The following is a 19277-nucleotide window of genomic DNA, read 5'->3' on the forward strand; positions in this document are numbered from 1 at the left end:
TCTCCAAGTCCTAAATTGGGGCTCCAATGGTAATGCCAGCCCTGACGAAACACAAGTGATAGGAACGTAACTTGCCAAGAAGGTTCCGTAAACTTTTGCCGGTATGGCATTTTCCAAGACGGCATCTGTCCGCTATGATGTTGGCACTGTTAACTAAGTTCCAGGAGAATGCAATGCAGACACTACAACAGGGCGATAAAGCGCCTGACTTTACTTTACCGGATGCGAACGAGAACTCAGTGACCTTATCGGAGTTATTAAAAGAGAACCGGGTACTGGTTTACTTTTATCCAAAAGCCATGACACCGGGCTGCACTGTGCAGGCACAAAACTTACGCGACAGCCGTAAGCAGCTTGAGGAATTTAATGTTGTCTCTGTTGGTATAAGCCCTGATGCGCCTAAACGCTTAGCTAAGTTTACTGATAGAGATGAGTTAAACTTCACCTTGTTAAGCGACGAAGACCATAAAGTGGCTGAAGACTTTGGCGTATGGGGCCTGAAAAAGTTTATGGGTAAAGAATACGATGGTATTCACCGTATTAGCTTTTTAGTAGAACAGGACGGAAGCATTTCAAAAGTCTTCAATAAATTTAAAACTAAAGAGCATCACGAAGTGGTGCTGGAGCACCTTAAGCAAGCTTAAGCTCTATAGAGCAGACACCGCACTAAAGCGGTGTTTGCTCTTCTGCCTTTTCCCCGGTGCCACTGTCCCATGCTGTTAGTACCGCCTTGACCAGACTGGCCAGCGGAATAGCAAAAAACACGCCCCAGAACCCCCATATGCCGCCAAAAATTAATACCGCGCCAATAATGTAGACTGGGTTTAAGCTTATTGCCTCTGAGAACAATAGCGGTACCAGTAAGTTACCATCCAGAGCCTGAATAACCAGATAGGCTACGGTCACCCAAACAAATGCCGCCGTTGGCCCAAACTGAAATAAAGCCACTAATACCACCGGAATGGTTGCGACCGCAGCGCCTACGTAGGGAATTAAAACCGATAAACCGACCATAATGGACAGTAATGCCGAGTAGCGCAGCCCAAATAAGCTAAAGGTAACAAAAGTGACTATCGCAACCACCACCACTTCAATTGCTTTGCCACGAATGTAGTTCATAATTTGCAGGTTCATCTCCTGCCCGACCTGCGAAATTAACTGACGGTTTGAAGGCAACAGACGGCTGAAATGAGCAATCAATATATCGCGGTCTTTTAGCATAAAAAAGATTAAAAGCGGCACGATAATGAGATAAACCAGCATGGCCATGACGTTCACAATAGAGGTCAGGGAAACCGTTAACAGGCTTTCTCCTAAACTCACTGCTCGTCTTTTTACTTCCTGAGTAAACTCAGTAATTTGGCTGTCATCGACAATAGTCGGGAACATTTCAGGTAGTTTATGCAGCCAAATTTGCAGGTTCGTAACCATATCAGGCATTTCCTGAATCAAAGTCGTACTTTGTTGCCAAATAACGGGAACCAGAGTCAGCAAAGTAACAATCATTAATGCCAGGAATAACGAAAAGGTAATAATCGTGGCGGTTAAACGGGATAAACCAAGCCCCATCAATCGCATTACCGGCCAGTCTAGCAAATAGGCCAGAGATATAGCAATTAACAACGGCGCAATTAAGCTACCGAAAAACACAATGACTAATACCACAACAACCAGTAACAGAAATAAAGTTACTGCATTAGGGTCAGAAAATTTCCGTTGATACCACTGTTGAATGTATTCCCACATAACCACTATCTCTTAACCTTTGTTGAGATGATAATATCAGTCCTTGCAATCTTTCCATAACCCCATAGAGTAAAAAGGAACTAAAGATAAGAATTTTGCTCTTAAGAGAAGATTAAATCCGTTTCATTTGGCCTATGAGTAGTTGATGTCCACCAAAATATTACACACTTTCACCGCTTGTTTATTGATCTTTGCAATCAGCTTTAGTGCTGTCAGCAACGCTATGCAGGATAACCAACGTTTACCAGAAATTGGAACTACCGGCGCGGCTTTCATGAGTATCGAACGTGAACGTGTTGTAGGCGACTTTTACATGCGTCAGGTACGCTCACAAGCCCCTATTGTTCACGATCCGGTATTAGACAGCTATTTAAACAGCATTGGCCAGCGGTTAGTCAGAAACACCAGCGGTGTGCGCTATCCTTTCAACTTTTTTTGGATTAACAATAAGGAAATAAACGCCTTCGCCTTCATGGGCGGCTACGTAGGTGTGCATACGGGCTTAATTGACGAAGCAAGAACCGAGTCAGAGCTCGCGGCGGTACTTGGACACGAGGTCGCGCACATTACTCAACGTCACATGGTTCGTCGAATGCAGGAACAACAGCGCAGTATGCCTATGACCATTGCTGGTATCATTGGCTCTATTTTAGTCGGCATGGCCAACCCTGAAGCCGGTGCTGCAGGCCTTTACGCCACAATGGGTATGGCCGGTCAGTCACAAATTAATTACACTAGGTTGTATGAAATGGAAGCCGACCGCATCGGTCTCTCTACGTTGTTAGCCGCAGGTTTTGATCCCCGTGGCGCACCCGACTTTTTTGGTCGGTTGGCAGAAAAATACCGCTATGTAAGCAAGCCCCCGGAAATGCTCATGACTCACCCATTGCCTGAGTCCCGCATAGCAGACACTCGTGCTCGCGCTGAAAATATGCAAAGAGTGGACGTCCCCCCCAGCCTCGACTTTGCCCTGGCTAAAACCAGAGTTCAGGCTCGGTATATTGGCAACACCACGAATAGTGACTTTGAATCTATGCGCTCCAGTAGCAATTCAATTAACCAACAAGCAGGGCAATATGGTTTAGCCATACGCGCGTTAGACGGTGGCAACATTGATGTAGCTTATAAGCTTATGCAGCCACTACTAGAGCGCTATCCTAATGATCCATTCTATATTGATGTCCAGACCGACATTCTACTGGCACAAAAAGATTACGAGACGGTTTTAAGCTGGCTACGAGGCAAGTACATTCAGCAGCCAACCGAGCCTGTTATTACTCTTAACTTTGCTAACGCGGCCCTTCAAGCAGAAGACACCGAGTTAGCTGAGAAGCTTCTGCGCGATTTTTTACTAAAACAACCGGACCACCCGCTGGCGCTTGATCTTCTCACTCAAGTGTACGAGCGTAGTGGCAAGCGAGCGGCTATGTACGAAACCCGAGCGGAATCACTGGCGTTAAGAGGAAACTTCCGGCTCGCCATTGATCAGCTGCACACTGCACATAACCATACCGATAGCGATCTGACGCATAAACGTCTGAATGCACGTATTGAGCAAATGCGCAGCTTAGAGCAGCAAATAAAATCGTTAATGTGAGTTAACCGCATTTTCCAGCGATTCTAAGTCCTGCTCTCCCATTAAAGGCCCTTTGACGCTGCCGTCCGGCTTTATTACGTAGGTAGCCGGTAACATCTGCGGGCGCTGAAACGGAAACTTTGGCGCAGGCTCCATCAACGCCAACTGAAACTCTATTCCATGACGCTGTTTCAGCTCAGCCAGTTCAGCGTTAGACATTGGATCGAAACTGACACCGACTAACTCAACATCTTTTGCTTTGTGCTGGTTAAATTCGTTTAACTCGGGTAACTCTCTTAAACAAGGAGCGCACCACTCAGCAAAGTAGTTTACCACCACCGTTTTTTCACCAAGGTCGCCCCAGCGAAACTCATTGTCGGCATCGGTAACCACATCCGGCTCTTGCGAACAAGCTGTTATCAGCACAGCAGCTGCCGCGCACACTAGCGTTCTCAGTTTCATTCCTTACCTCAATTACGTTACTATTAACTTATACTTACCTAATAATCAGATACTACAAGGTACGATACTTATGAGCCAAGTAACAATTTATCATAACCCGCGTTGCTCAAAATCAAGACAAACTCTTGAATTACTCAAGCAGAATGACGTTGAGCCGGAAGTTGTTGAATACCTTAAAACTCCGCCTAACGCTGCAGAATTAAAAGATATACTGGAAAAGTTAGGGCTTTCTGCCGATCAGCTAATGCGCAAAAAAGAAGACGCATATAAAGAACTTGGTCTGGCCGGTATCAATAACGAAGATGAATTGATTACCGCAATGGTCAATAACCCTAAGCTTATTGAGCGCCCTATTGTTATTCGGGGTAATAAAGCGGCCATTGGCCGCCCTCCTGAAGCTGTACTGGATATTTTATAATGACCCGCGTCGTTATTCTTTATTACAGCCGTAACGGGGCTACTCAGCAGCTTGCTGACGCGATAGCCGAAGGCGTTACGGCGGCTGGAGGCGAAGCTGTTTTACGCAGCACCGGGCACGGCAGTGATGCCGTCAGTGACCGCGATCTGGAAGTTGAAAACGCTGACCTTGAAACCTGCGATGCTCTTATTCTGGGCAGTCCGACTCGATTTGGGCATATGGCCTCAAGCCTGCAAAAATTCTGGGAAGGCACCTCGCGCGAATGGTTGCAGGCTACGTTAACTGACAAACCCGGTGCGGTGTTCACTTCCTCCAGTTCTCTTCATGGGGGACAAGAATCGACCCTGCTGACTCTGGCTTTACCGCTGCTGCATCATGGTATGATGCTGGTTGGCATTCCTTATTCTGAACCGGCTCTGCATCAGACTCAGTCCGGCGGTTCACCTTATGGTGCCAGCCACCATGAGCACAGCAATAAGTTAACTGACCATGAAAAGCAATGCGCTATCGCTTTGGGTAAACGAGTCACGCAAACCGCTTCTAAGCTCTCATCATAGGAATTATCAATGCCGACTTCTCCACGCTTTTATCGCTGGTTAACACAAGTTTGTTACTGGCCACTGCTCATTTTAGTTGCACTGTGGCACGGTATGCCAACCGACGCGCCGGGTACATTGCCAGTTTATATTGCTTTGTTCCTCTGGGTGCTGCCGTTGTTATTCCCTCTGCATGGTCTGGTTAAAGGCAAACCTTATACCCACGCATGGACTAATTTTGTTTTAATGTTTTACTTTCTGCATGGCTTAACCGTGGTCTACACCCACCCGGATGAGCGTGTGTGGTCAATACTGGAACTGATATTTACAACCGGCGCATTTATTGGCGCAACAGGTTATGCCCGCTATCAGGGAAGAGCTCAGGGGTTAGGGCTGAAAAAACTAAAAGACTACGACTAAATTTCGAGAACCTGCTTAACAAAAGGAATTGTTAAGCGGCGTTGGTAAGTAATAGAGGCTTTATCAAGCTCGTTTAACGCTTTCATTAAATCCCGCATGGAACGACCCAGTCGTTGAGTCATAAAAGCCGCAACATCGTTCGGCAACTCCAGTCCACGCCATTGTGCCCGCAAAATTAACGCATTAATTTTTTCTTCGTCGTTCAGCGGCTGAACCTGAAAGCCCGTTGCCCATTGGAAACGCGACTGTAAATCCGGTAACAGAACTTTAGTTTGAGCAGCAGACTGTTTAGCCGTCATGACCAAACGTGTCGACTCATTATCGGTTACGCGATTAATAAGCGAGAACAACTCAAAACTCCAATTCTGTTCCAGCGTTACCGTATCAATATCATCCAGACAAATAAGATCAGCCTGATCAATTCCTTGCAGAACGGCCGATGCATCGGCTTTAGCCAACTCACGCAAAGGTAAATACGCAATGCGGTATTGCGACCCGGCCGAAGCTATAACGCTGTGCATTAAGTGGCTTTTTCCTACCCCACTCGCTCCCGACAACCAGGTCAATTGCTGGCTTCTCCTCAGCGGTGGCTCAGTTGTAGGCAAACTCTCTAACCAACTTAATAAGGTTGAGTTGTCGCCCGCAAGAAAAGTAGAAAATATCTCGTCATCCGGCAACTGTACGGCTAACGGTAATTGCTGTGGTGACATCAGCGGCTCTCATTCCAACGATAAACCGGTGTTTCAGTCTGTCGCGCAGCAACAAACGGCCCGAGTTCCTGTGAAACCAGGCGTCCATCCAAGTTGATAGCCTGCAATATTTGATCGACCGGGCCGTTAACCACAATCTCGAATTCACTCATAGCTTGCGAGTATTCAAGTAAACGAACGTCGCTAACAGAGACAATGCTATCTAAAAACGCTTCCAACTCTAAAACACGATTTAAGCTACTTAATTTTTCAACTTTAATCATCAACGTATTACGAACATTCTCATCACCCGCAGTAACACTGTACTGCTTAGCCAACTGCGCCATTAGCTGCTCGACCAGAGGCTCCGCTAGCCAGTCTGGACTGGTCGCTGTCACTTCACCGGAGAAACGGTCGTCTCCCACTTCAACAAACCAGTTTAAACTCCAGGGCTTTTCCTCGTTGTCCTGACGAATGATACGACCGATCAATAAACCGTCTGTGCCGTAACGCTCTGTAGTGGTTCTCACCGGGTCTAAAAAGCGCCCCCAGACATCGGTCGCATTTATGGTGAAACTGTCGGTCAAATCCATCAGCGGCAGCTGAATTGGAATACTGTATTGCTGCGCAAAGAATCTCAGTTGCTGGGTAAATACTGATTCACTATTACTATCAATGATTACGCGCTGACCGTTGCTGTTTTCCTTCGCTATCCACAGCATCAGTTGTGGTCTCCGGCTGCCCCAGTAGGGTAACTGCTGCTCAGCCAGAAGTGCGCGTAACTTGCGGCCGTCAAATGTCGCCGTTAAAGTTCGCTGTCCTTCATTTTCACTGTAACCGTATTGAACCAGATAATTATTCACATCACGTTTTGCTCGCTGTATCGCATCATGCCCGGCCAATTCGGTTTGCCCCGTTAATTTTGTGATAACACGGTCAAACGCTTGTCCTATTGCCTGTTGCCGGTCAGATGAACTTTGCGAGGCCACTGCCACTTCTGCCGAATACAAATTTTCTATTAACCGCGCTTCGGCACCTGTCACCTTAAAAAGGCTAAACAGAAAAAATAAACTGGCAGCGAAGTAATGAATCTGCGACTTTGACATGTCATTATCCAAATAAGACTTTGAGAGCATATTAAACAGCTAGGTAGCGAACAGCAAGTAACAACTTGTGGATAAGCTTGTGGGAATCTTCACTAGGAAAATAAAGCCACTAACGGTAGTATTGCGACAAACGGACGAAGGGTGACAAAGGCATGCTAAAACAACAACTTCGCGGTATCAGCTCTCTGCTCGGCAGTATCAGTTTAATTGGGGTTTGTGTCGGCATGACCAGCACCCTGTTAAGTTTGCGCGCTACCATTGAAGGTTTTGGTACCTTAGTCACCGGCTTTATCATGTCGGCTTATTTTATCGGCTATTTATTTGGCTCGACCCGCGCACCAAAAGATATTCGCAGGGTAGGCTATATTCGTTCATTCGGCGGCCTTGCCGCGCTGGCTGCCTTTAGTATTCTGATGCAGGCCATCTGGGTCGATCCGGTGGTCTGGTTCGTCATGCGTTTTATAACCGGTTTCGCTATTTCTGGTATTTTCGTCATTGTTGAAAGCTGGCTTAATACCATGGCCGATAACCGTAGCCGCGGTACCCTGCTGTCAGTTTATCTGGTCATTATATACAGCGGACTCATTGTCGGGCAGCTGATTCTCGGTGTCGCCGACCCGGCTGGCTTTGTTGCTTTCGCTATTGTTGCTCTGCTCATTAACTTAGCGCTTATTCCAATTCTGGTCAGCGTTACGGCTGAGCCTACAACGCACGAAAACAGAAAAGTCCCCATTTCACTGCTGCTGAAAACCGTTCCACTGGGCGTAATTAATGCGTTTATAATGCAGGCCTGCTACGCCATGTTTTACGGTATAGGGCCAATGTATGCGTCCTACATAGGCCTTAGTGTTCTGCAAATTACCTTTTTCATGGCCGCCTTTATTGCCGGAGGCTTAATTTCGCAGGCACCATTTGGCTTATTGTCGGACCGCATCGACCGTCGTTTTGTTATGGCTATTTGTGCCGCCGGAGGGACACTTACCGCGGCGACCCTTTCACAGCTTAGTGCATCTAACGCTATTTTCATTTATTTAAACGTTGGTCTGCTCGGTGCGTTCATCTTGCCTTTATATTCACTCGGCATGGCGCACACAAACGATTTTCTGGAACGAGATCAAATGGTGGGAGCAACCGGTGCCATCATTAAAATTGGAGGAGCAGGCTCTATTATTGGTGCGCCTGCGGTAGCTGCGTTAATGCAGTTTGGTGCCATTAATTACTTCTTTTTACTTTTAGCCGCGCTTACCTCCTGTGTTGGCTTTTATTCTCTGTACCGCATTACACGTCGGGCAAAAGCAGAAGACCAGCTGCACAGCAACTTTGCCATACTGGCACCGTCACAAACTTCTGATGAGCTTTTAACGTCAATGGCTGAGGAAGCCCCGGAAACGGAAGAAGAAGACGACGAGGAAATGGAATCCAACGCCGTCCTTCGTTAAAGGCTTAGTCTGACAGCAGGTCATTCACCCAGGTGGTGGCCTGCTCCAGAATGTCATCCAGATGTTGCTCGCTGACAAAGCTTTCTGCGTAAATTTTATAAACAGGCTCTGTGCCTGAAGGTCTGGCAGCAAACCAGCCGTTATCAGTAGTCACTTTTATCCCACCAAACTGGGCGTCATTCCCTGCCGCTTTGGTAGAAATATCAGACACACTGTCACCCGCCAGTTCAGGCAGCTTTACTTTGTAGGCACGAATGTCTTTAAAGCGCGCATTCTTTTGCACACTGGAAGCCGTATCAACGCGACGATAATAAGCCGTACCATGTTGCTGGCATAAGTCATCGTAATACTGGCCGGGGTTTTTACCGGTTTTCGCCAGTATTTCAGCCGCCAGCAGTGCCATGACAATGCCGTCTTTATCGGTCGTCCAGGTATTGCCTTTACGGTCAAGTAAAGTAGCACCGGCACTTTCTTCACCGGCAAACGCAATTGAACGTTCAAACAACCCTTTAGCAAACCATTTAAAACCCACCGGTACTTCCATCAATGGTCGCTCGTTTGCGCCCACCACGCGGTCAATCATGGCACTGGACACTAGAGTTTTTCCAATAGCAATACTGCTATCCCAGTCGCGGTTCTTACATAAGTAATCTATTGCCACAGACAAATAATGATTCGGATTCAGTAAACCGTGTGTCGGAGTCACTATGCCGTGACGGTCATAGTCCGGGTCGTTACCAAAAGCCAAATCGTAATTGTCTTTCAGCTCGAGCAAGCTGGCCATGGCAAAAGGCGACGAGCAATCCATTCTAATCTTTCCGTCTTTATCCAACGGCATAAAAGAGAATGTCGGGTCGACCACGGCATTACGAACCTCAATCGATAAGTTGTAATGCTCTGCAATTTGCGTCCAGTACTTAGCGCCCGAGCCACCCATGGCATCAACCGCCAGTCTCAGTTTCGCATCCTGAATAGCCGACATATCAATGCAGTCATCAAGCTGGCTAATATACTGCGTGCGCCAATCAACAAAGGTTAGTTTCGGGTGCTGTAATACGTCTTCACTCTCACAGGTATTCACGCCGACAAGTCCTGAAGACAGTAACGCGTTTGCGTATTTCTCTATGGTTCGGGTCACGTCAGAGTCTGCCGGACCACCATGTGACGGGTTGTATTTAAAACCGCCATCTTCTGGTGGGTTATGCGAGGGTGTAATCACCACGCCATCGGCTTTAGCTGTGTTCTCACGGTTCCACTCAATAATCGCGCGGCTTAAAACCGGAGTTGGTGTGTAGTCATGCTCAGTCTGAACCTGAACCTCTACGCCATAGCCAATAAAAACATCTAACGCACTAATGTAAGCAGACTCAGACAGCGCATGAGTGTCTTTAGCCACCATAATAGGTCCGGTAATGCCCTGCTCCTCGCGATAAGCACAAATAGCCTGAGCAATAGCCAGAATATGCGCTTCATTAAAGGAACGCTTCAATGAACTGCCTCGATGACCCGAGGTACCAAAACTGACTTTTTCAGCCGCTTTGCGTGGGTCCGGCTCATAAACATAATACGCACTGGTCAATTGCGCTATATTGGTCAAGTCGCTGGCCTGCGCCAACTGGCCTGCTCGCTCGTGATCCGCCATTATAAAAAGTCCCTAATTTTTTCTGCATCAGCCGATTGATAACCCAGTTTTTCTGCTACCTGAGTCAGCATGGCTTTTTTCTTAGTCGTATTGGTATTGGTAATTACCCAAAATGGAGAGTCCGGAATCTGCTTCGGGTTCGTGCTGTTCCCCGATGTCAGTAAAGCTTCTTCTGAGCGGGCAAAATATTGACGATCACGACCGCGAATATCCAGCACTTGCGAAAATTCGCTCGGGTGGCAGCGGTACAACATGCTTAAAATATACAGAAAGCGCGCTACTACGCTTTTCTGAATACGCACATCCTGCTCATTCAAACGGTTAAAAACCGACTCAGTGGGTTCGCTTTTGCTGTCGGCTTCAGGTTCACTGCTATTCACGTCCAGCAAACGACGCAGAATATCCGATGCGCTCTCGCCTATTTGCCTGGTGTGGCTTGCAATGTACGTGTATAAGTCATCGTCAATGTCAATCCGCTTCATTGTTGACTTTCTACCTCTAAAAATTGAAAGGTTGCGCTTTGTCACTTGCAACACCCCGACAAAGCCTTGAAAATATAGACCAAAGTTTATCACTAAAGGCAGTTCGATGGCAGACTCTTCATTGTTGAATCACGAAACATTAGGTACGGATAGCAATCCGGCTATCATCATTATTCACGGCCTGTTTGGCGATAAAGACAATTTAAAAAGTCTTGCCCGTGAACTGTCAGAAAACTACTACTGCATTTTGCCCGACGCCCGTAATCATGGTGAATCGTTTCACAGCGACAGCATGACTTACCCGGACATGGCAGAGGACATTATCAAACTGGCTGACTCGCTGAACCTGAAACAGTTTTATTTAGTGGGTCATTCTATGGGGGGCAAAATAGCAATGGAAACTTGCATAAAAGCCCCTGAACGAATTCAAGCGGCGATATTTGCCGATATTTCACCCGCCGCTTACGACGGTACCCACGACAGCATATTAGACGCTCTTTCTAACCTGGACATAGACCAGGTAAAAAGCCGCGGCGACGCCGACAAACAGTTAGCCGAGACAATTTCAGAAAAAGGTATACGCCAGTTTCTGCTGAAAAACCTGAAAAAAACTGACGACGGTTACCAATGGCGGCTTAACCTAAAAGCGCTAAGAGAAAATTATCAGCAAATTTCAGCGGCTGTCAGCAAAGGCCAATACGACGGTCCGGTGCTTTTTATAAAAGGAGGTAGCTCAAACTACCTCGCAGAAAAGCATCAACAAGACGTGGCAGCCCGATTTAGCAATGCCTCGGTAAAAGTTATTGAAGGTGCAGGCCACTGGCTACATGCCGAGAAACCAAGAATATTTAACCGCCTGGTCATTGAGTTTATAGCGCAGTAATCTCGCCACCAGCCGTGCTTTATGGTAATCTAAGCGCCGTAAAAAACAGTCAAGACCGCATTAAGCATTCTTAGGTTAAGTACCAGCGAGGTTAAGCAGTATGTTAGCTGAGTATTACGAACAAATTGAAGTTCTGGCCACCAATTTTACGCTGGGCATACTATTCTTACTAATAGGCTTAGCCATTCGGGACGTGTTAAAACGTTCTGCAGTGCCCAAATTTGGCCAGGTTATTGTCTGGATGGTGCTCTTTCTTGGCTGTTTTGGCTTTATCGCTAAAGGTATTATTCAGGTGCTCTGGGAATCCGGAGTTTAACCCAATTGATAATTTACGCCGCTGAATGGCAACCCGTTCAGTACTGTTTATTCGTATAATCAGGTGAAAATTGACTTATGGCAACTGTTGGAATTTTCTTTGGAAGCGACACCGGTAACACCGAAGCCGTCGCACAGATGATTCAGAAAGAGCTTGGTAAAAAGCTCGTTGATGTAAAAGACATCGCCAAATCCAGTAAAGAAGATATTGCCAATTACGACTTACTATTGTTCGGTATTCCGACGTGGTATTACGGCGAAGCTCAGTGCGATTGGGATGACTTTTTCCCCGAACTGGAAGAAATCGATTTTACGGACAAGCTCATTGCCATTTTTGGCTGTGGTGATCAGGAAGATTACGCTGAATACTTTCTTGATGCCATGGGCATGGTTCGCGACATTGTGGAAGCTCGTGGTGGCATTATTGTCGGACACTGGCCTACCGAGAGCTACAATTTTGAAGCCTCTAAAGGTATGGCCGACGACACACACTTTGTCGGTTTGGGCATAGATGAAGACCGTCAGCCAGAGTTAACCAAAGAACGCGTTAGCAAATGGTGCCAGCAAGTTTATGAAGAAATGTGTCTGGCAGAACTGGCAAGTGACAGCTAATACAGGGTATGCTGTTATACATGTTTAACTGAGATACTAATTATTATGGCGAGTAACGACGAACAGCTGAAAAAAGCAGGACTAAAAGTCACTTCCCCACGGATGAAGATTCTGGAGATTTTGAAAAAACCAGATAACCAACACATCAGTGCCGAAGATGTCTATAAAATTCTGCTGGAACAAAAAGATGAAATTGGCCTGGCTACCGTTTACCGGGTACTAAACCAGTTTGATGACGCTGGTATTATTACTCGCCACCACTTTGAAGGTGGGCGTTCGGTATTTGAGTTGAGTGCAAAGCACCACCACGATCATCTGGTGTGTTTAACCTGTGGCCACGTTTTTGAATTTGAAGATGACGTAATCGAAGAGCGTCAGGAAAAAGTAGCCGCAGCAAATAAAATTAAACTGACTAACCACAGTTTGTACCTTTACGGTGAATGTCAGCGTGGCGAAGGCTGCGAATACAAAGCTGCCGCTGAGGCAGAGTAATAATATGGCACTGCGCTGGCTCATTTACGGTGCATACGGTTATTCAGGCAAACTTATTGCCCATCAGGCTAAAAAACGCGGTTACCAACCTATTTTAGCCGGCCGTAACGAAAACGCCCTTGAGCCAGTAGCACGTCACTTAGACTTTCAATACAAGGTCTTCTCGCTCGACAGTATTGATGAAGTTCAAAAGCAGTTAGAAGACGTAGACTTAGTCGTTAATTGCGCAGGCCCATTCAGCCAGACCGCAATTCCCCTTATTCAAGCCTGTATTGATACCAAAACCCACTATTTAGACATTACCGGCGAGATAGACGTATTTGAATACGCTCACTCTATGCACAAAACCGCGCGTGAAGCCGGTATTGTTTTATGCCCGGGCGTTGGGTTCGATGTTATTCCAACCGATTGTATTGCCGCGCGACTCAATGCGCAGATGCCGGAAGCTACACACTTGGCCTTAGGCTTTGATTCAGGTTCACGCATGAGTCGTGGCACTGCCAGAACCAGCATAGAACGTTTAGGTCGTGGTGGCGCCGCTCGTATTAAAGGACAAATTACCGATGTCCCTCACGCATGGCATTCTCGCTGGATAGATTTTGGTAATGGCGAAAAATATGCCATGACCATTCCCTGGGGCGATGTCTCTACCGCCTACTACACCACGGAAATACCCAATATTGAAGTGTACATACCGGCCAGCCCACGCTTAGTGAAGAAAATGCGCCGGATGAACTGGTTCCGTTGGGTATTTAAGTGGAAATGGGTTCAGGCTAAACTGAAGAAAAAGCTCGAATCACAGCCTGCTGGCCCTGAAGAAAAAGAACGGAAGAATAACCCCACTTACGTTTGGGGTGAAATCAGCGATGCCAAAGGCAATAAGAAAAGTATGCGGGTTAAAGTGAAAAACGGCTATTCGCTAACTGCCGAAGGAGCTGTTGAGATAGCCATTCATACCTTAAGCCAGAAGCAGTCAGGGGGCTTTTACCCCCCCTCACGTTTGTACGGCGCTAAGCTACTGGACCAGTTTAAGATCCAGTAGTTTGTTCCTGTTCTATTTTCGCCCAGCTGTCACGTAAACCAACGGTCTGGTTGAATATTAAACGGCCTTCAGTCTCAGCATCCTGATCCAGACAATAGTAGCCCAGACGTTCAAACTGGAAGTTCTCGCCCAGTTTCGCACTCGCTAAGTTAGCTTCCACAAAGCCTTTCTTAATAACCAAAGACTCCGGATTCAGGGTTGAGAACAAGTCTTCCTCGGCTGCCGGGTTAGGCACCTGGAATAAGCGGTCATACACACGGAATTCTGCTGCTTTTGCAGTTTCTGCAGACACCCAGTGAATAACGCCCTTCACCTTACGACCGTCTGCCGGGTCTTTACCCAGAGTGTCAGCGTCGTAATGACAGTAAATGGTCTGGATCTCGCCGTTATCGTCGGTTTCTATCCGGTCTGCACGAATAACATAGGCATTACGTAAACGCACTTCTTTATCCAGCACCAGACGCTTGAACTTCTTGTTAGCCGACTCACGGAAGTCTTCACGTTCAATCCAGATTTCGCGGCTAAAAGTCACCTGACGCGAGCCCATTTCCGGGTCATTCGGGTGGTTTGGCGCATCCAGCAATTCCTGTTCGCCTTCCGGGTAGTTCTCAATAACAATTTTAACCGGATCCATCACCGCCATAGCGCGTGGTGCATTAACGTTCAGGTCATCACGAATGCAGGCTTCCAGCATGCTCATTTCTACCTGGTTATCCATTTTGGTCACACCAATACGACGGCAGAACTCACGAACTGAATCTGGTGTATAACCACGGCGACGCAAACCAGCAATGCTGGCAATACGCGGGTCATCCCAGCCGCTTACTTTATTCTCATCTACCAACGTATTAATAATGCGTTTACTCATTACCGTGTATTGCAGATTCAGACGCGAGAATTCAATTTGCTGTGGATGGCAGTCAATGCTGATGTTATCCAGTACCCAGTCATACAAGCGACGGTTGTCCTGGAATTCCAGCGTACACAGTGAATGTGTAATACCTTCCAGCGCATCCGAAATACAGTGGGTGAAGTCGTACATTGGGTAAACGCACCATTTATCACCGGTCTGGTGATGGTGTACAAAGCGCACACGGTAAATTACCGGATCGCGCATACACATAAACGGCGAGCTCATATCAATTTTTGCCCGTAATGCGGCGGTGCCTTCTTCGTGCTTACCTGCTGTCATGTCAGCAAAGTGCTTTAAGTTCTCTTCCACAGAAGTATCACGGTAAGGGCTGTTTACGCCCGGCTCTTTCAGAGTACCGCGCATTTCGCGCATTTTATCCTGCGAACTGAAATCAACGTAGGCCAGGCCTTTTTCAATCAGCTCAACCGCAAACGCGTGTAGCTGATCAAAGTAATTAGAGGAATAACGCGGCTCGCCTTCCCAGTGATACCCCAGCCATTCCACGTCTTTTTTAATGGAGTTCACATAGTCCACTTTTTCTTTCAGTGGGTTGGTATCATCAAAACGCAGGTTACAGGTGCCGTTGTAGTCTTCGGCAATACCGAAGTTCAGCACTATCGATTTGGCATGGCCAATATGCAGGTAACCATTCGGCTCCGGAGGAAAACGGGTGTGTACAGTTGCGTGCTTACCACTGGCCAAATATTTATCAATGATTTGACGAATAAAATTACTGGGACGAGAGTCAGTATCTGCCATGAACCTTTTGTCTCCGCTACAAAATCAACACCGGATAATATGAAGCGGCTATGATCGCAGGTTATCGTCAGCCTGACAAGCTAAGCGAACATTAAAAAACTGATAAAAACGGCGCAATTGCTGCTGTGCAACTTTACCCTCAATGCGGGTAAAACGAACGGTCTGCCCCGGCTGGCATTGTGCCAGCCGACCTAAATCGAACGGGTTAATGGTGCCCAGTTTCGGGTAGCCACCTAAGGTCTGGCGGTCGTTCATCATAATAATAGGCTGGCCATTTGCGGGCACCTGTACAGACCCCACATTCACGCCTTCAGACACCAAACCCTCACCGTTATATTCCAACGCTTTACCGGACAAGCGAATGCCCATGCGGTCGCTGTCTTTAGTCACTTCGTAATCTTCGTAGCAGAAAGCTTCTCTTGCAGACATGGGAAAGGCGTCGTACTGAAAGCCCGGTATTAAGCCAATAACCGGAGTTTTCTGATAGTCGGATCTGTAGGCCCAGCCCACGCGCCGCGATACCTGATAGTTCTGCTCATTAAAGCTCAGTTCGTCACCCGCTTGTAAAAACGCTCCATCGCCGTGCAAGCCGCCGACCGCGTCGCGAGTAACGGTTGCGCAACTGCCCCACTTAGGCTCCACCTGAAAACCGCCCTGCACCGCTAAATAGGCTCTGACACCAGCACTGGCGTAGCCCATCTTCAGGCGTTGCCCCGCGCGTACTTTAAAGTTTTGCCAGGTATTTAACACTTCGTCATCCAGCGTCAATTCGACATCGGCACCGGTCACAGCACACTGGCAGTCTCGGTCAAATTCTACCTCAAAGCCACCCAGGGTAATTTCTATTTGAGCGGCATTAAAATGGTTGCTCAATAAGCGGTTAGCCCATAAGAACGCGTGTTCATCCATGGGGCCGCCGCGGGTCAGGCCTTTCGACAAATACCCAAAGCGCCCAAAATCCTGAACGGCTGAGCGCATACCCGGCTCAATAATACGCATCATGACAAGGCCTCCGTGTCACCGCCTTCCTCAATAAACTGCTCTTTGCTTACCGCGTAAAATTCTACTTCATCGCCTACGTTCAGCGGGCTGATAGTCCCCGATGACGGGTCATATAACTGAGTAGAAGTACGGCCAATAATGTTCCAGCCTCCGGGCGATGCCGACGGATAAACTGCCGTCTGACTCTCAGCAATGGCGACGCTGCCTGCGGTAATGCGCTTTCTGGGGTTATCTAAACGAGGCGTTCTGATTTTCTCACTCACTTCACCTAAATAAGCAAAGCCCGGTGCAAAGCCCATGGCGTACACGCGGTACGTTTGCTCGGCGTGCGTTTTTATTACATCATCAACAGAGCAGTTGTTCATTTCAGCAATGCGGGCAAGATCAGGCCCGACACTTTCATCATAAAAAACCGGAATGCGATGCCGCTTGCCACTCTGCTCGCTAGTATCAGAGCTGAGGTCAGCTAGAGCTTCGCGCAAGCGTTCACGTATTTCAGGCTCATCAATGTTCAACACATTGTAGTAAACCATTAAGGAGTTATAGGAGGGCACTAAATCCAGCACAACATCAGACAGTTGCTCCTTTACTGCCTTAACCGCAGCCAGAACACGCTGGTTAACCGACACACTAATGCCCTCGCCTAAATAGACTATAACGGCATCGGCGCCGGCTGAAACGAGTTTTGGAAAATCAGACTCTTCTTTCATAACTGAACTTTAGTCATTCCTGAGTTTATTCGTTAGCTTGCCGGACAATATTCCGCAGCTTCTCTACGGTTTCTATCGCTTTAGGGTTATCCCCGTGAACACAAAGAGAATCAATTTCAATTTGCAGCGACTTGCCCGACACACTCTCAATAGCACGACCTGTCGCAAAAGCCTCCGCCTGAGCATACATGGCTTCAACATCACCGTGCACGGCATCAGGGTTGCTCCGCGAGCGCAACTGCCCATTGTCGTCATAAGCGCGGTCGGCAAAACCTTCAAACCATAATTCAACACCAAACTGCTGCGCGCGGTGGCGCCAGGCGTCATTTTCGGGTGTTGCCATAACCATTAACGGCAAGGGCTCATGTCTGTCTTCCTGCAAAGCGGCAATGGCCTGACAAACAGCATCGAATTGCTGACCGTCGCTTAACATGTCGTTATAAAGTGCGCCGTGTGGCTTCACATATTTCACTTCGGTTTTCTGGCCGGCACAAATGCCCTGTAAAGCCCCCACCTGATACTGAATTAAAGCGGTTACTTCATCGGGTTTTAACGCCATATGACGTCGGCCGAAACCAACGAGATCGGGATACGCAGGGTGCGCGCCTATCGTCACGTTATGCTGCTTGGCTAACTTTACTGTTTTAAGCATAGTTAACGGGTCTGACGCATGAAAACCACAAGCCACATTAGCGCAGTCGATGTGCGGCATAATTAAGTCATCGGCACCCATTTTCCAGGTTCCGAAGCTTTCACCAATATCGCTGTTTAATGTAATTCCCTGGCTACTTTGACGATTCATTCCTCACCTTTTTCCGATTTTCTGGCTTCAATGTCTCCCATTAGCTTAGCCAGACCCACGGCAAACAAGTACAAACCAACGCCTACCGCGGCGAGTTGTAACGGCGGCAAGCAAAGCACCACCAGTTGATGTTTCACAAATACCGCTGCTGCACCAGTGAGCCCCATAGTCGTTATGGCGCTGGCAACTAAGGTAACAGGTGCCATCCAGGACAGCAGCCAACGGAACTTTAACAGTGCGCACAGCCCGCCAATGACTAAGCCCCAGGCAACAGGAACGCCCAGTTTGTACCAACTCAGATTAAAATTCGCAATTAAAGTAATCAGTTCTTCCTGTTCCGCGGTATAAAAAAACAGCCCCACCGCGCCGGCCAAAATAACAATCCGTTTTGCTATATTCATGAATTCGATTCCTAACTGATTTTCAGCCTACATAAACAAACTGATAATAAAGAAGATGATAGCAATAATCGGTATCCAGAGAATTGGAGATTGATACCATTTCAAAATGGGTTTATCCGTGCGGTTAAGCGACTGTAAAGTCGGTTGCTTATACAACCAGATAATACCTATTAACATCAGAACCGCGCCGGTTAACCTAACGGGAGTATCGTTGTCACTGACCACACCCAGAACGGCCAGAAGCAAACCCACAATAAGAATCAGTAATGCCAAAACACGTTGCCACATACTTCCCCCAAGTCATTGTTCTTATAATTATTGTCTTTATACTATGAACTTATACTGTATCAGGTTCTGGAGCCATATGTTAAAGCAAATTCTTATCTGGTTAGGCGCTTCGGCCGTCACACTTCTCGTCATTTTTGTCAGTGTTGTTGTGTACCAGTACACCGCTATGGAGCCTGAATTACCGCATGAAGACGAGTGCCAGATCCGCCAATTGGAAACCAGTGAAGACGGCGCGCTGGAGGTTCACAGCTATTGGTGCGAACGGGGTGAAAAACAAAGTTGGCAGGGCCATGAAATTTGGCTGCACGAACCACAGCCGGATAAATGGGAACGCATAATGACCACCGAACACGATGGCTGCATTAAACTGGAACTATCTGATCAGAGACTGGAAATAAACCACGATGGCAAGCGCGGCGACATGTTTTTAGTCGAACCGGTATTTTTGTTTAACGATGCACAAGGCGTCAGCCAGTCTCTGTCGGTACAGGTGTCTACCCGTGGCGACGCCGTGTGCTCTGACTCTGGTGAATAACCGAAAG

The 19277-nt window shown here is 47.4% G+C and carries 24 protein-coding genes; 12 read left to right on the forward strand and 12 right to left on the reverse strand.

Annotated elements, in window-relative coordinates; genetic code table 11:
* Nucleotides 1-173 precede the first annotated feature (173 nt).
* Complete coding sequence (gene bcp / locus DEU30_RS03825; RefSeq protein ID WP_011234707.1) at nucleotides 174-644, forward strand: thioredoxin-dependent thiol peroxidase; 471 nt, start codon at nucleotides 174-176, stop codon at nucleotides 642-644.
* Nucleotides 645-666: 22 nt separating this feature from the next.
* On the opposite strand, the gene DEU30_RS03830 is transcribed toward bcp, so the two are convergent.
* A complete protein-coding gene (locus DEU30_RS03830; RefSeq protein ID WP_011234708.1) occupies nucleotides 667-1746 on the reverse strand; it encodes an AI-2E family transporter in 1080 nt (359 codons plus the stop codon).
* 145 nt (nucleotides 1747-1891) lie between these two features.
* Here DEU30_RS03830 and DEU30_RS03835 point away from each other — a divergent pair, with 145 nt between their 5' ends.
* Nucleotides 1892-3343 carry a M48 family metalloprotease gene (locus tag DEU30_RS03835; RefSeq protein WP_016341340.1) on the forward strand — a complete coding sequence of 484 codons (1452 nt, stop codon included), beginning with the start codon at nucleotides 1892-1894 and terminating at the stop codon, nucleotides 3341-3343.
* On the opposite strand, the gene DEU30_RS03840 is transcribed toward DEU30_RS03835, so the two are convergent.
* Nucleotides 3335-3784 carry a TlpA disulfide reductase family protein gene (locus tag DEU30_RS03840; RefSeq protein WP_011234710.1) on the reverse strand — a complete coding sequence of 150 codons (450 nt, stop codon included), beginning with the start codon at nucleotides 3782-3784 and terminating at the stop codon, nucleotides 3335-3337. The genes DEU30_RS03835 and DEU30_RS03840 overlap by 9 nt on opposite strands.
* A gap of 70 nt (nucleotides 3785-3854) precedes the next feature.
* Between DEU30_RS03840 and arsC the strand changes: the two genes are divergently transcribed.
* Genes arsC through DEU30_RS03855 form a run of 3 tightly spaced genes read left to right on the forward strand, consistent with a single transcriptional unit; the run spans nucleotide 3855 to nucleotide 5158 of the window.
* Nucleotides 3855-4202, forward strand: a complete 348-nt coding sequence (gene arsC / locus DEU30_RS03845) for an arsenate reductase (glutaredoxin) (protein WP_011234711.1) — start codon at nucleotides 3855-3857, stop codon at nucleotides 4200-4202.
* On the forward strand, nucleotides 4202-4759 hold the full coding sequence (gene wrbA / locus DEU30_RS03850) for an NAD(P)H:quinone oxidoreductase (RefSeq protein ID WP_011234712.1): 558 nt from the start codon (nucleotides 4202-4204) through the stop codon (nucleotides 4757-4759). Before arsC ends, wrbA begins: the two co-directional genes overlap by 1 nt.
* 9 nt (nucleotides 4760-4768) lie before the next feature.
* Nucleotides 4769-5158, forward strand: a complete 390-nt coding sequence (locus DEU30_RS03855; RefSeq protein ID WP_011234713.1) for a DUF2069 domain-containing protein — start codon at nucleotides 4769-4771, stop codon at nucleotides 5156-5158.
* Here the strand turns inward: DEU30_RS03855 and hda are convergent.
* Nucleotides 5155-5868 (reverse strand): DnaA regulatory inactivator Hda, encoded by a 714-nt coding sequence (gene hda, locus DEU30_RS03860; RefSeq protein ID WP_011234714.1) that lies wholly within the window; start codon nucleotides 5866-5868, stop codon nucleotides 5155-5157. The genes DEU30_RS03855 and hda overlap by 4 nt on opposite strands.
* Complete coding sequence (locus DEU30_RS03865; protein ID WP_227016291.1) at nucleotides 5868-6953, reverse strand: DUF2066 domain-containing protein; 1086 nt, start codon at nucleotides 6951-6953, stop codon at nucleotides 5868-5870. Before DEU30_RS03865 ends, hda begins: the two co-directional genes overlap by 1 nt.
* 152 nt (nucleotides 6954-7105) lie before the next feature.
* Here DEU30_RS03865 and DEU30_RS03870 point away from each other — a divergent pair, with 152 nt between their 5' ends.
* Complete coding sequence (locus DEU30_RS03870) at nucleotides 7106-8392, forward strand: MFS transporter (protein ID WP_011234716.1); 1287 nt, start codon at nucleotides 7106-7108, stop codon at nucleotides 8390-8392.
* A 4-nt stretch (nucleotides 8393-8396) separates the two neighbouring features.
* On the opposite strand, the gene pgm is transcribed toward DEU30_RS03870, so the two are convergent.
* Together pgm and DEU30_RS03880 are read right to left on the reverse strand one after the other, a co-directional pair.
* Nucleotides 8397-10034, reverse strand: coding sequence for a phosphoglucomutase (alpha-D-glucose-1,6-bisphosphate-dependent) (pgm, locus tag DEU30_RS03875; RefSeq protein ID WP_114981248.1), 1638 nt, complete (start codon nucleotides 10032-10034; stop codon nucleotides 8397-8399).
* Nucleotides 10034-10516 (reverse strand): replication initiation negative regulator SeqA, encoded by a 483-nt coding sequence (locus tag DEU30_RS03880; RefSeq protein WP_011234718.1) that lies wholly within the window; start codon nucleotides 10514-10516, stop codon nucleotides 10034-10036. Before DEU30_RS03880 ends, pgm begins: the two co-directional genes overlap by 1 nt.
* 106 nt (nucleotides 10517-10622) lie before the next feature.
* Here DEU30_RS03880 and DEU30_RS03885 point away from each other — a divergent pair, with 106 nt between their 5' ends.
* The 5 genes from DEU30_RS03885 to DEU30_RS03905 all read left to right on the forward strand — a co-directional run bounded on the left by DEU30_RS03885 (nucleotide 10623) and on the right by DEU30_RS03905 (nucleotide 13860).
* Nucleotides 10623-11399 (forward strand): alpha/beta fold hydrolase, encoded by a 777-nt coding sequence (locus DEU30_RS03885; RefSeq protein WP_114981247.1) that lies wholly within the window; start codon nucleotides 10623-10625, stop codon nucleotides 11397-11399.
* Nucleotides 11400-11499: 100 nt separating this feature from the next.
* Entirely contained in the window at nucleotides 11500-11715 is a 216-nt protein-coding gene (locus DEU30_RS03890) for a DUF2788 domain-containing protein (protein WP_011234720.1), read from the forward strand.
* Between the two features lie 77 nt (nucleotides 11716-11792).
* Nucleotides 11793-12326 carry a flavodoxin FldA gene (gene fldA, locus DEU30_RS03895; RefSeq protein ID WP_011234721.1) on the forward strand — a complete coding sequence of 178 codons (534 nt, stop codon included), beginning with the start codon at nucleotides 11793-11795 and terminating at the stop codon, nucleotides 12324-12326.
* A gap of 45 nt (nucleotides 12327-12371) precedes the next feature.
* Complete coding sequence (fur, locus tag DEU30_RS03900; RefSeq protein ID WP_011234722.1) at nucleotides 12372-12818, forward strand: ferric iron uptake transcriptional regulator; 447 nt, start codon at nucleotides 12372-12374, stop codon at nucleotides 12816-12818.
* Nucleotides 12819-12822: 4 nt separating this feature from the next.
* Complete coding sequence (locus DEU30_RS03905; RefSeq protein WP_011234723.1) at nucleotides 12823-13860, forward strand: saccharopine dehydrogenase NADP-binding domain-containing protein; 1038 nt, start codon at nucleotides 12823-12825, stop codon at nucleotides 13858-13860.
* Here the strand turns inward: DEU30_RS03905 and glnS are convergent.
* Genes glnS through DEU30_RS03935 form a run of 6 tightly spaced genes read right to left on the reverse strand, consistent with a single transcriptional unit; the run spans nucleotide 13847 to nucleotide 18735 of the window.
* The gene (gene glnS / locus DEU30_RS03910) at nucleotides 13847-15532 is read right to left on the reverse strand and encodes a glutamine--tRNA ligase (protein ID WP_114981246.1); all 1686 of its coding nucleotides are present in this window, start codon (nucleotides 15530-15532) and stop codon (nucleotides 13847-13849) included. The two genes, DEU30_RS03905 and glnS, sit on opposite strands and share 14 nt — an antisense overlap.
* A gap of 48 nt (nucleotides 15533-15580) precedes the next feature.
* Complete coding sequence (locus tag DEU30_RS03915; protein ID WP_114981245.1) at nucleotides 15581-16534, reverse strand: biotin-dependent carboxyltransferase family protein; 954 nt, start codon at nucleotides 16532-16534, stop codon at nucleotides 15581-15583.
* On the reverse strand, nucleotides 16531-17244 hold the full coding sequence (gene pxpB, locus DEU30_RS03920; protein WP_114981244.1) for a 5-oxoprolinase subunit PxpB: 714 nt from the start codon (nucleotides 17242-17244) through the stop codon (nucleotides 16531-16533). The genes DEU30_RS03915 and pxpB overlap by 4 nt, the downstream gene beginning before the upstream one ends.
* A gap of 25 nt (nucleotides 17245-17269) precedes the next feature.
* Nucleotides 17270-18046 (reverse strand): 5-oxoprolinase subunit PxpA, encoded by a 777-nt coding sequence (locus DEU30_RS03925; RefSeq protein ID WP_114981243.1) that lies wholly within the window; start codon nucleotides 18044-18046, stop codon nucleotides 17270-17272.
* A complete protein-coding gene (locus DEU30_RS03930; protein ID WP_110013259.1) occupies nucleotides 18043-18447 on the reverse strand; it encodes a hypothetical protein in 405 nt (134 codons plus the stop codon). The genes DEU30_RS03925 and DEU30_RS03930 overlap by 4 nt, the downstream gene beginning before the upstream one ends.
* Nucleotides 18448-18474: 27 nt before the next feature.
* Entirely contained in the window at nucleotides 18475-18735 is a 261-nt protein-coding gene (locus DEU30_RS03935; protein WP_110013260.1) for a hypothetical protein, read from the reverse strand.
* A gap of 76 nt (nucleotides 18736-18811) precedes the next feature.
* Here DEU30_RS03935 and DEU30_RS03940 point away from each other — a divergent pair, with 76 nt between their 5' ends.
* The gene (locus DEU30_RS03940; RefSeq protein WP_114981242.1) at nucleotides 18812-19270 is read left to right on the forward strand and encodes a hypothetical protein; all 459 of its coding nucleotides are present in this window, start codon (nucleotides 18812-18814) and stop codon (nucleotides 19268-19270) included.
* The last annotated feature ends 7 nt before the right edge of the window (nucleotides 19271-19277 follow it).

It is taken from the genome of Idiomarina sp. 017G, from assembly GCF_004362265.1.
GTDB classification, from domain to species: domain Bacteria; phylum Pseudomonadota; class Gammaproteobacteria; order Enterobacterales; family Alteromonadaceae; genus Idiomarina; species Idiomarina loihiensis.

Coding starts and splice junctions, on each gene's coding strand:
- wrbA (WP_011234712.1), top strand. CDS start 4,202: ATGACCCGCGTCGTTATTCTTTATTACAGCCGTAACGGGGCTACTCAG.
- DEU30_RS03890 (WP_011234720.1), top strand. CDS start 11,500: ATGTTAGCTGAGTATTACGAACAAATTGAAGTTCTGGCCACCAATTTT.
- pgm (WP_114981248.1), bottom strand. CDS start 10,034: ATGGCGGATCACGAGCGAGCAGGCCAGTTGGCGCAGGCCAGCGACTTG.
- pxpB (WP_114981244.1), bottom strand. CDS start 17,244: ATGAAAGAAGAGTCTGATTTTCCAAAACTCGTTTCAGCCGGCGCCGAT.
- DEU30_RS03870 (WP_011234716.1), top strand. CDS start 7,106: ATGCTAAAACAACAACTTCGCGGTATCAGCTCTCTGCTCGGCAGTATC.
- DEU30_RS03855 (WP_011234713.1), top strand. CDS start 4,769: ATGCCGACTTCTCCACGCTTTTATCGCTGGTTAACACAAGTTTGTTAC.
- DEU30_RS03885 (WP_114981247.1), top strand. CDS start 10,623: ATGGCAGACTCTTCATTGTTGAATCACGAAACATTAGGTACGGATAGC.
- glnS (WP_114981246.1), bottom strand. CDS start 15,532: ATGGCAGATACTGACTCTCGTCCCAGTAATTTTATTCGTCAAATCATT.
- DEU30_RS03835 (WP_016341340.1), top strand. CDS start 1,892: ATGTCCACCAAAATATTACACACTTTCACCGCTTGTTTATTGATCTTT.
- DEU30_RS03935 (WP_110013260.1), bottom strand. CDS start 18,735: ATGTGGCAACGTGTTTTGGCATTACTGATTCTTATTGTGGGTTTGCTT.
- fldA (WP_011234721.1), top strand. CDS start 11,793: ATGGCAACTGTTGGAATTTTCTTTGGAAGCGACACCGGTAACACCGAA.
- DEU30_RS03940 (WP_114981242.1), top strand. CDS start 18,812: ATGTTAAAGCAAATTCTTATCTGGTTAGGCGCTTCGGCCGTCACACTT.
- fur (WP_011234722.1), top strand. CDS start 12,372: ATGGCGAGTAACGACGAACAGCTGAAAAAAGCAGGACTAAAAGTCACT.
- DEU30_RS03830 (WP_011234708.1), bottom strand. CDS start 1,746: ATGTGGGAATACATTCAACAGTGGTATCAACGGAAATTTTCTGACCCT.
- bcp (WP_011234707.1), top strand. CDS start 174: ATGCAGACACTACAACAGGGCGATAAAGCGCCTGACTTTACTTTACCG.
- DEU30_RS03925 (WP_114981243.1), bottom strand. CDS start 18,046: ATGAATCGTCAAAGTAGCCAGGGAATTACATTAAACAGCGATATTGGT.
- hda (WP_011234714.1), bottom strand. CDS start 5,868: ATGTCACCACAGCAATTACCGTTAGCCGTACAGTTGCCGGATGACGAG.
- DEU30_RS03915 (WP_114981245.1), bottom strand. CDS start 16,534: ATGATGCGTATTATTGAGCCGGGTATGCGCTCAGCCGTTCAGGATTTT.
- DEU30_RS03880 (WP_011234718.1), bottom strand. CDS start 10,516: ATGAAGCGGATTGACATTGACGATGACTTATACACGTACATTGCAAGC.
- DEU30_RS03865 (WP_227016291.1), bottom strand. CDS start 6,953: ATGTCAAAGTCGCAGATTCATTACTTCGCTGCCAGTTTATTTTTTCTG.
- DEU30_RS03840 (WP_011234710.1), bottom strand. CDS start 3,784: ATGAAACTGAGAACGCTAGTGTGCGCGGCAGCTGCTGTGCTGATAACA.
- DEU30_RS03905 (WP_011234723.1), top strand. CDS start 12,823: ATGGCACTGCGCTGGCTCATTTACGGTGCATACGGTTATTCAGGCAAA.
- DEU30_RS03930 (WP_110013259.1), bottom strand. CDS start 18,447: ATGAATATAGCAAAACGGATTGTTATTTTGGCCGGCGCGGTGGGGCTG.
- arsC (WP_011234711.1), top strand. CDS start 3,855: ATGAGCCAAGTAACAATTTATCATAACCCGCGTTGCTCAAAATCAAGA.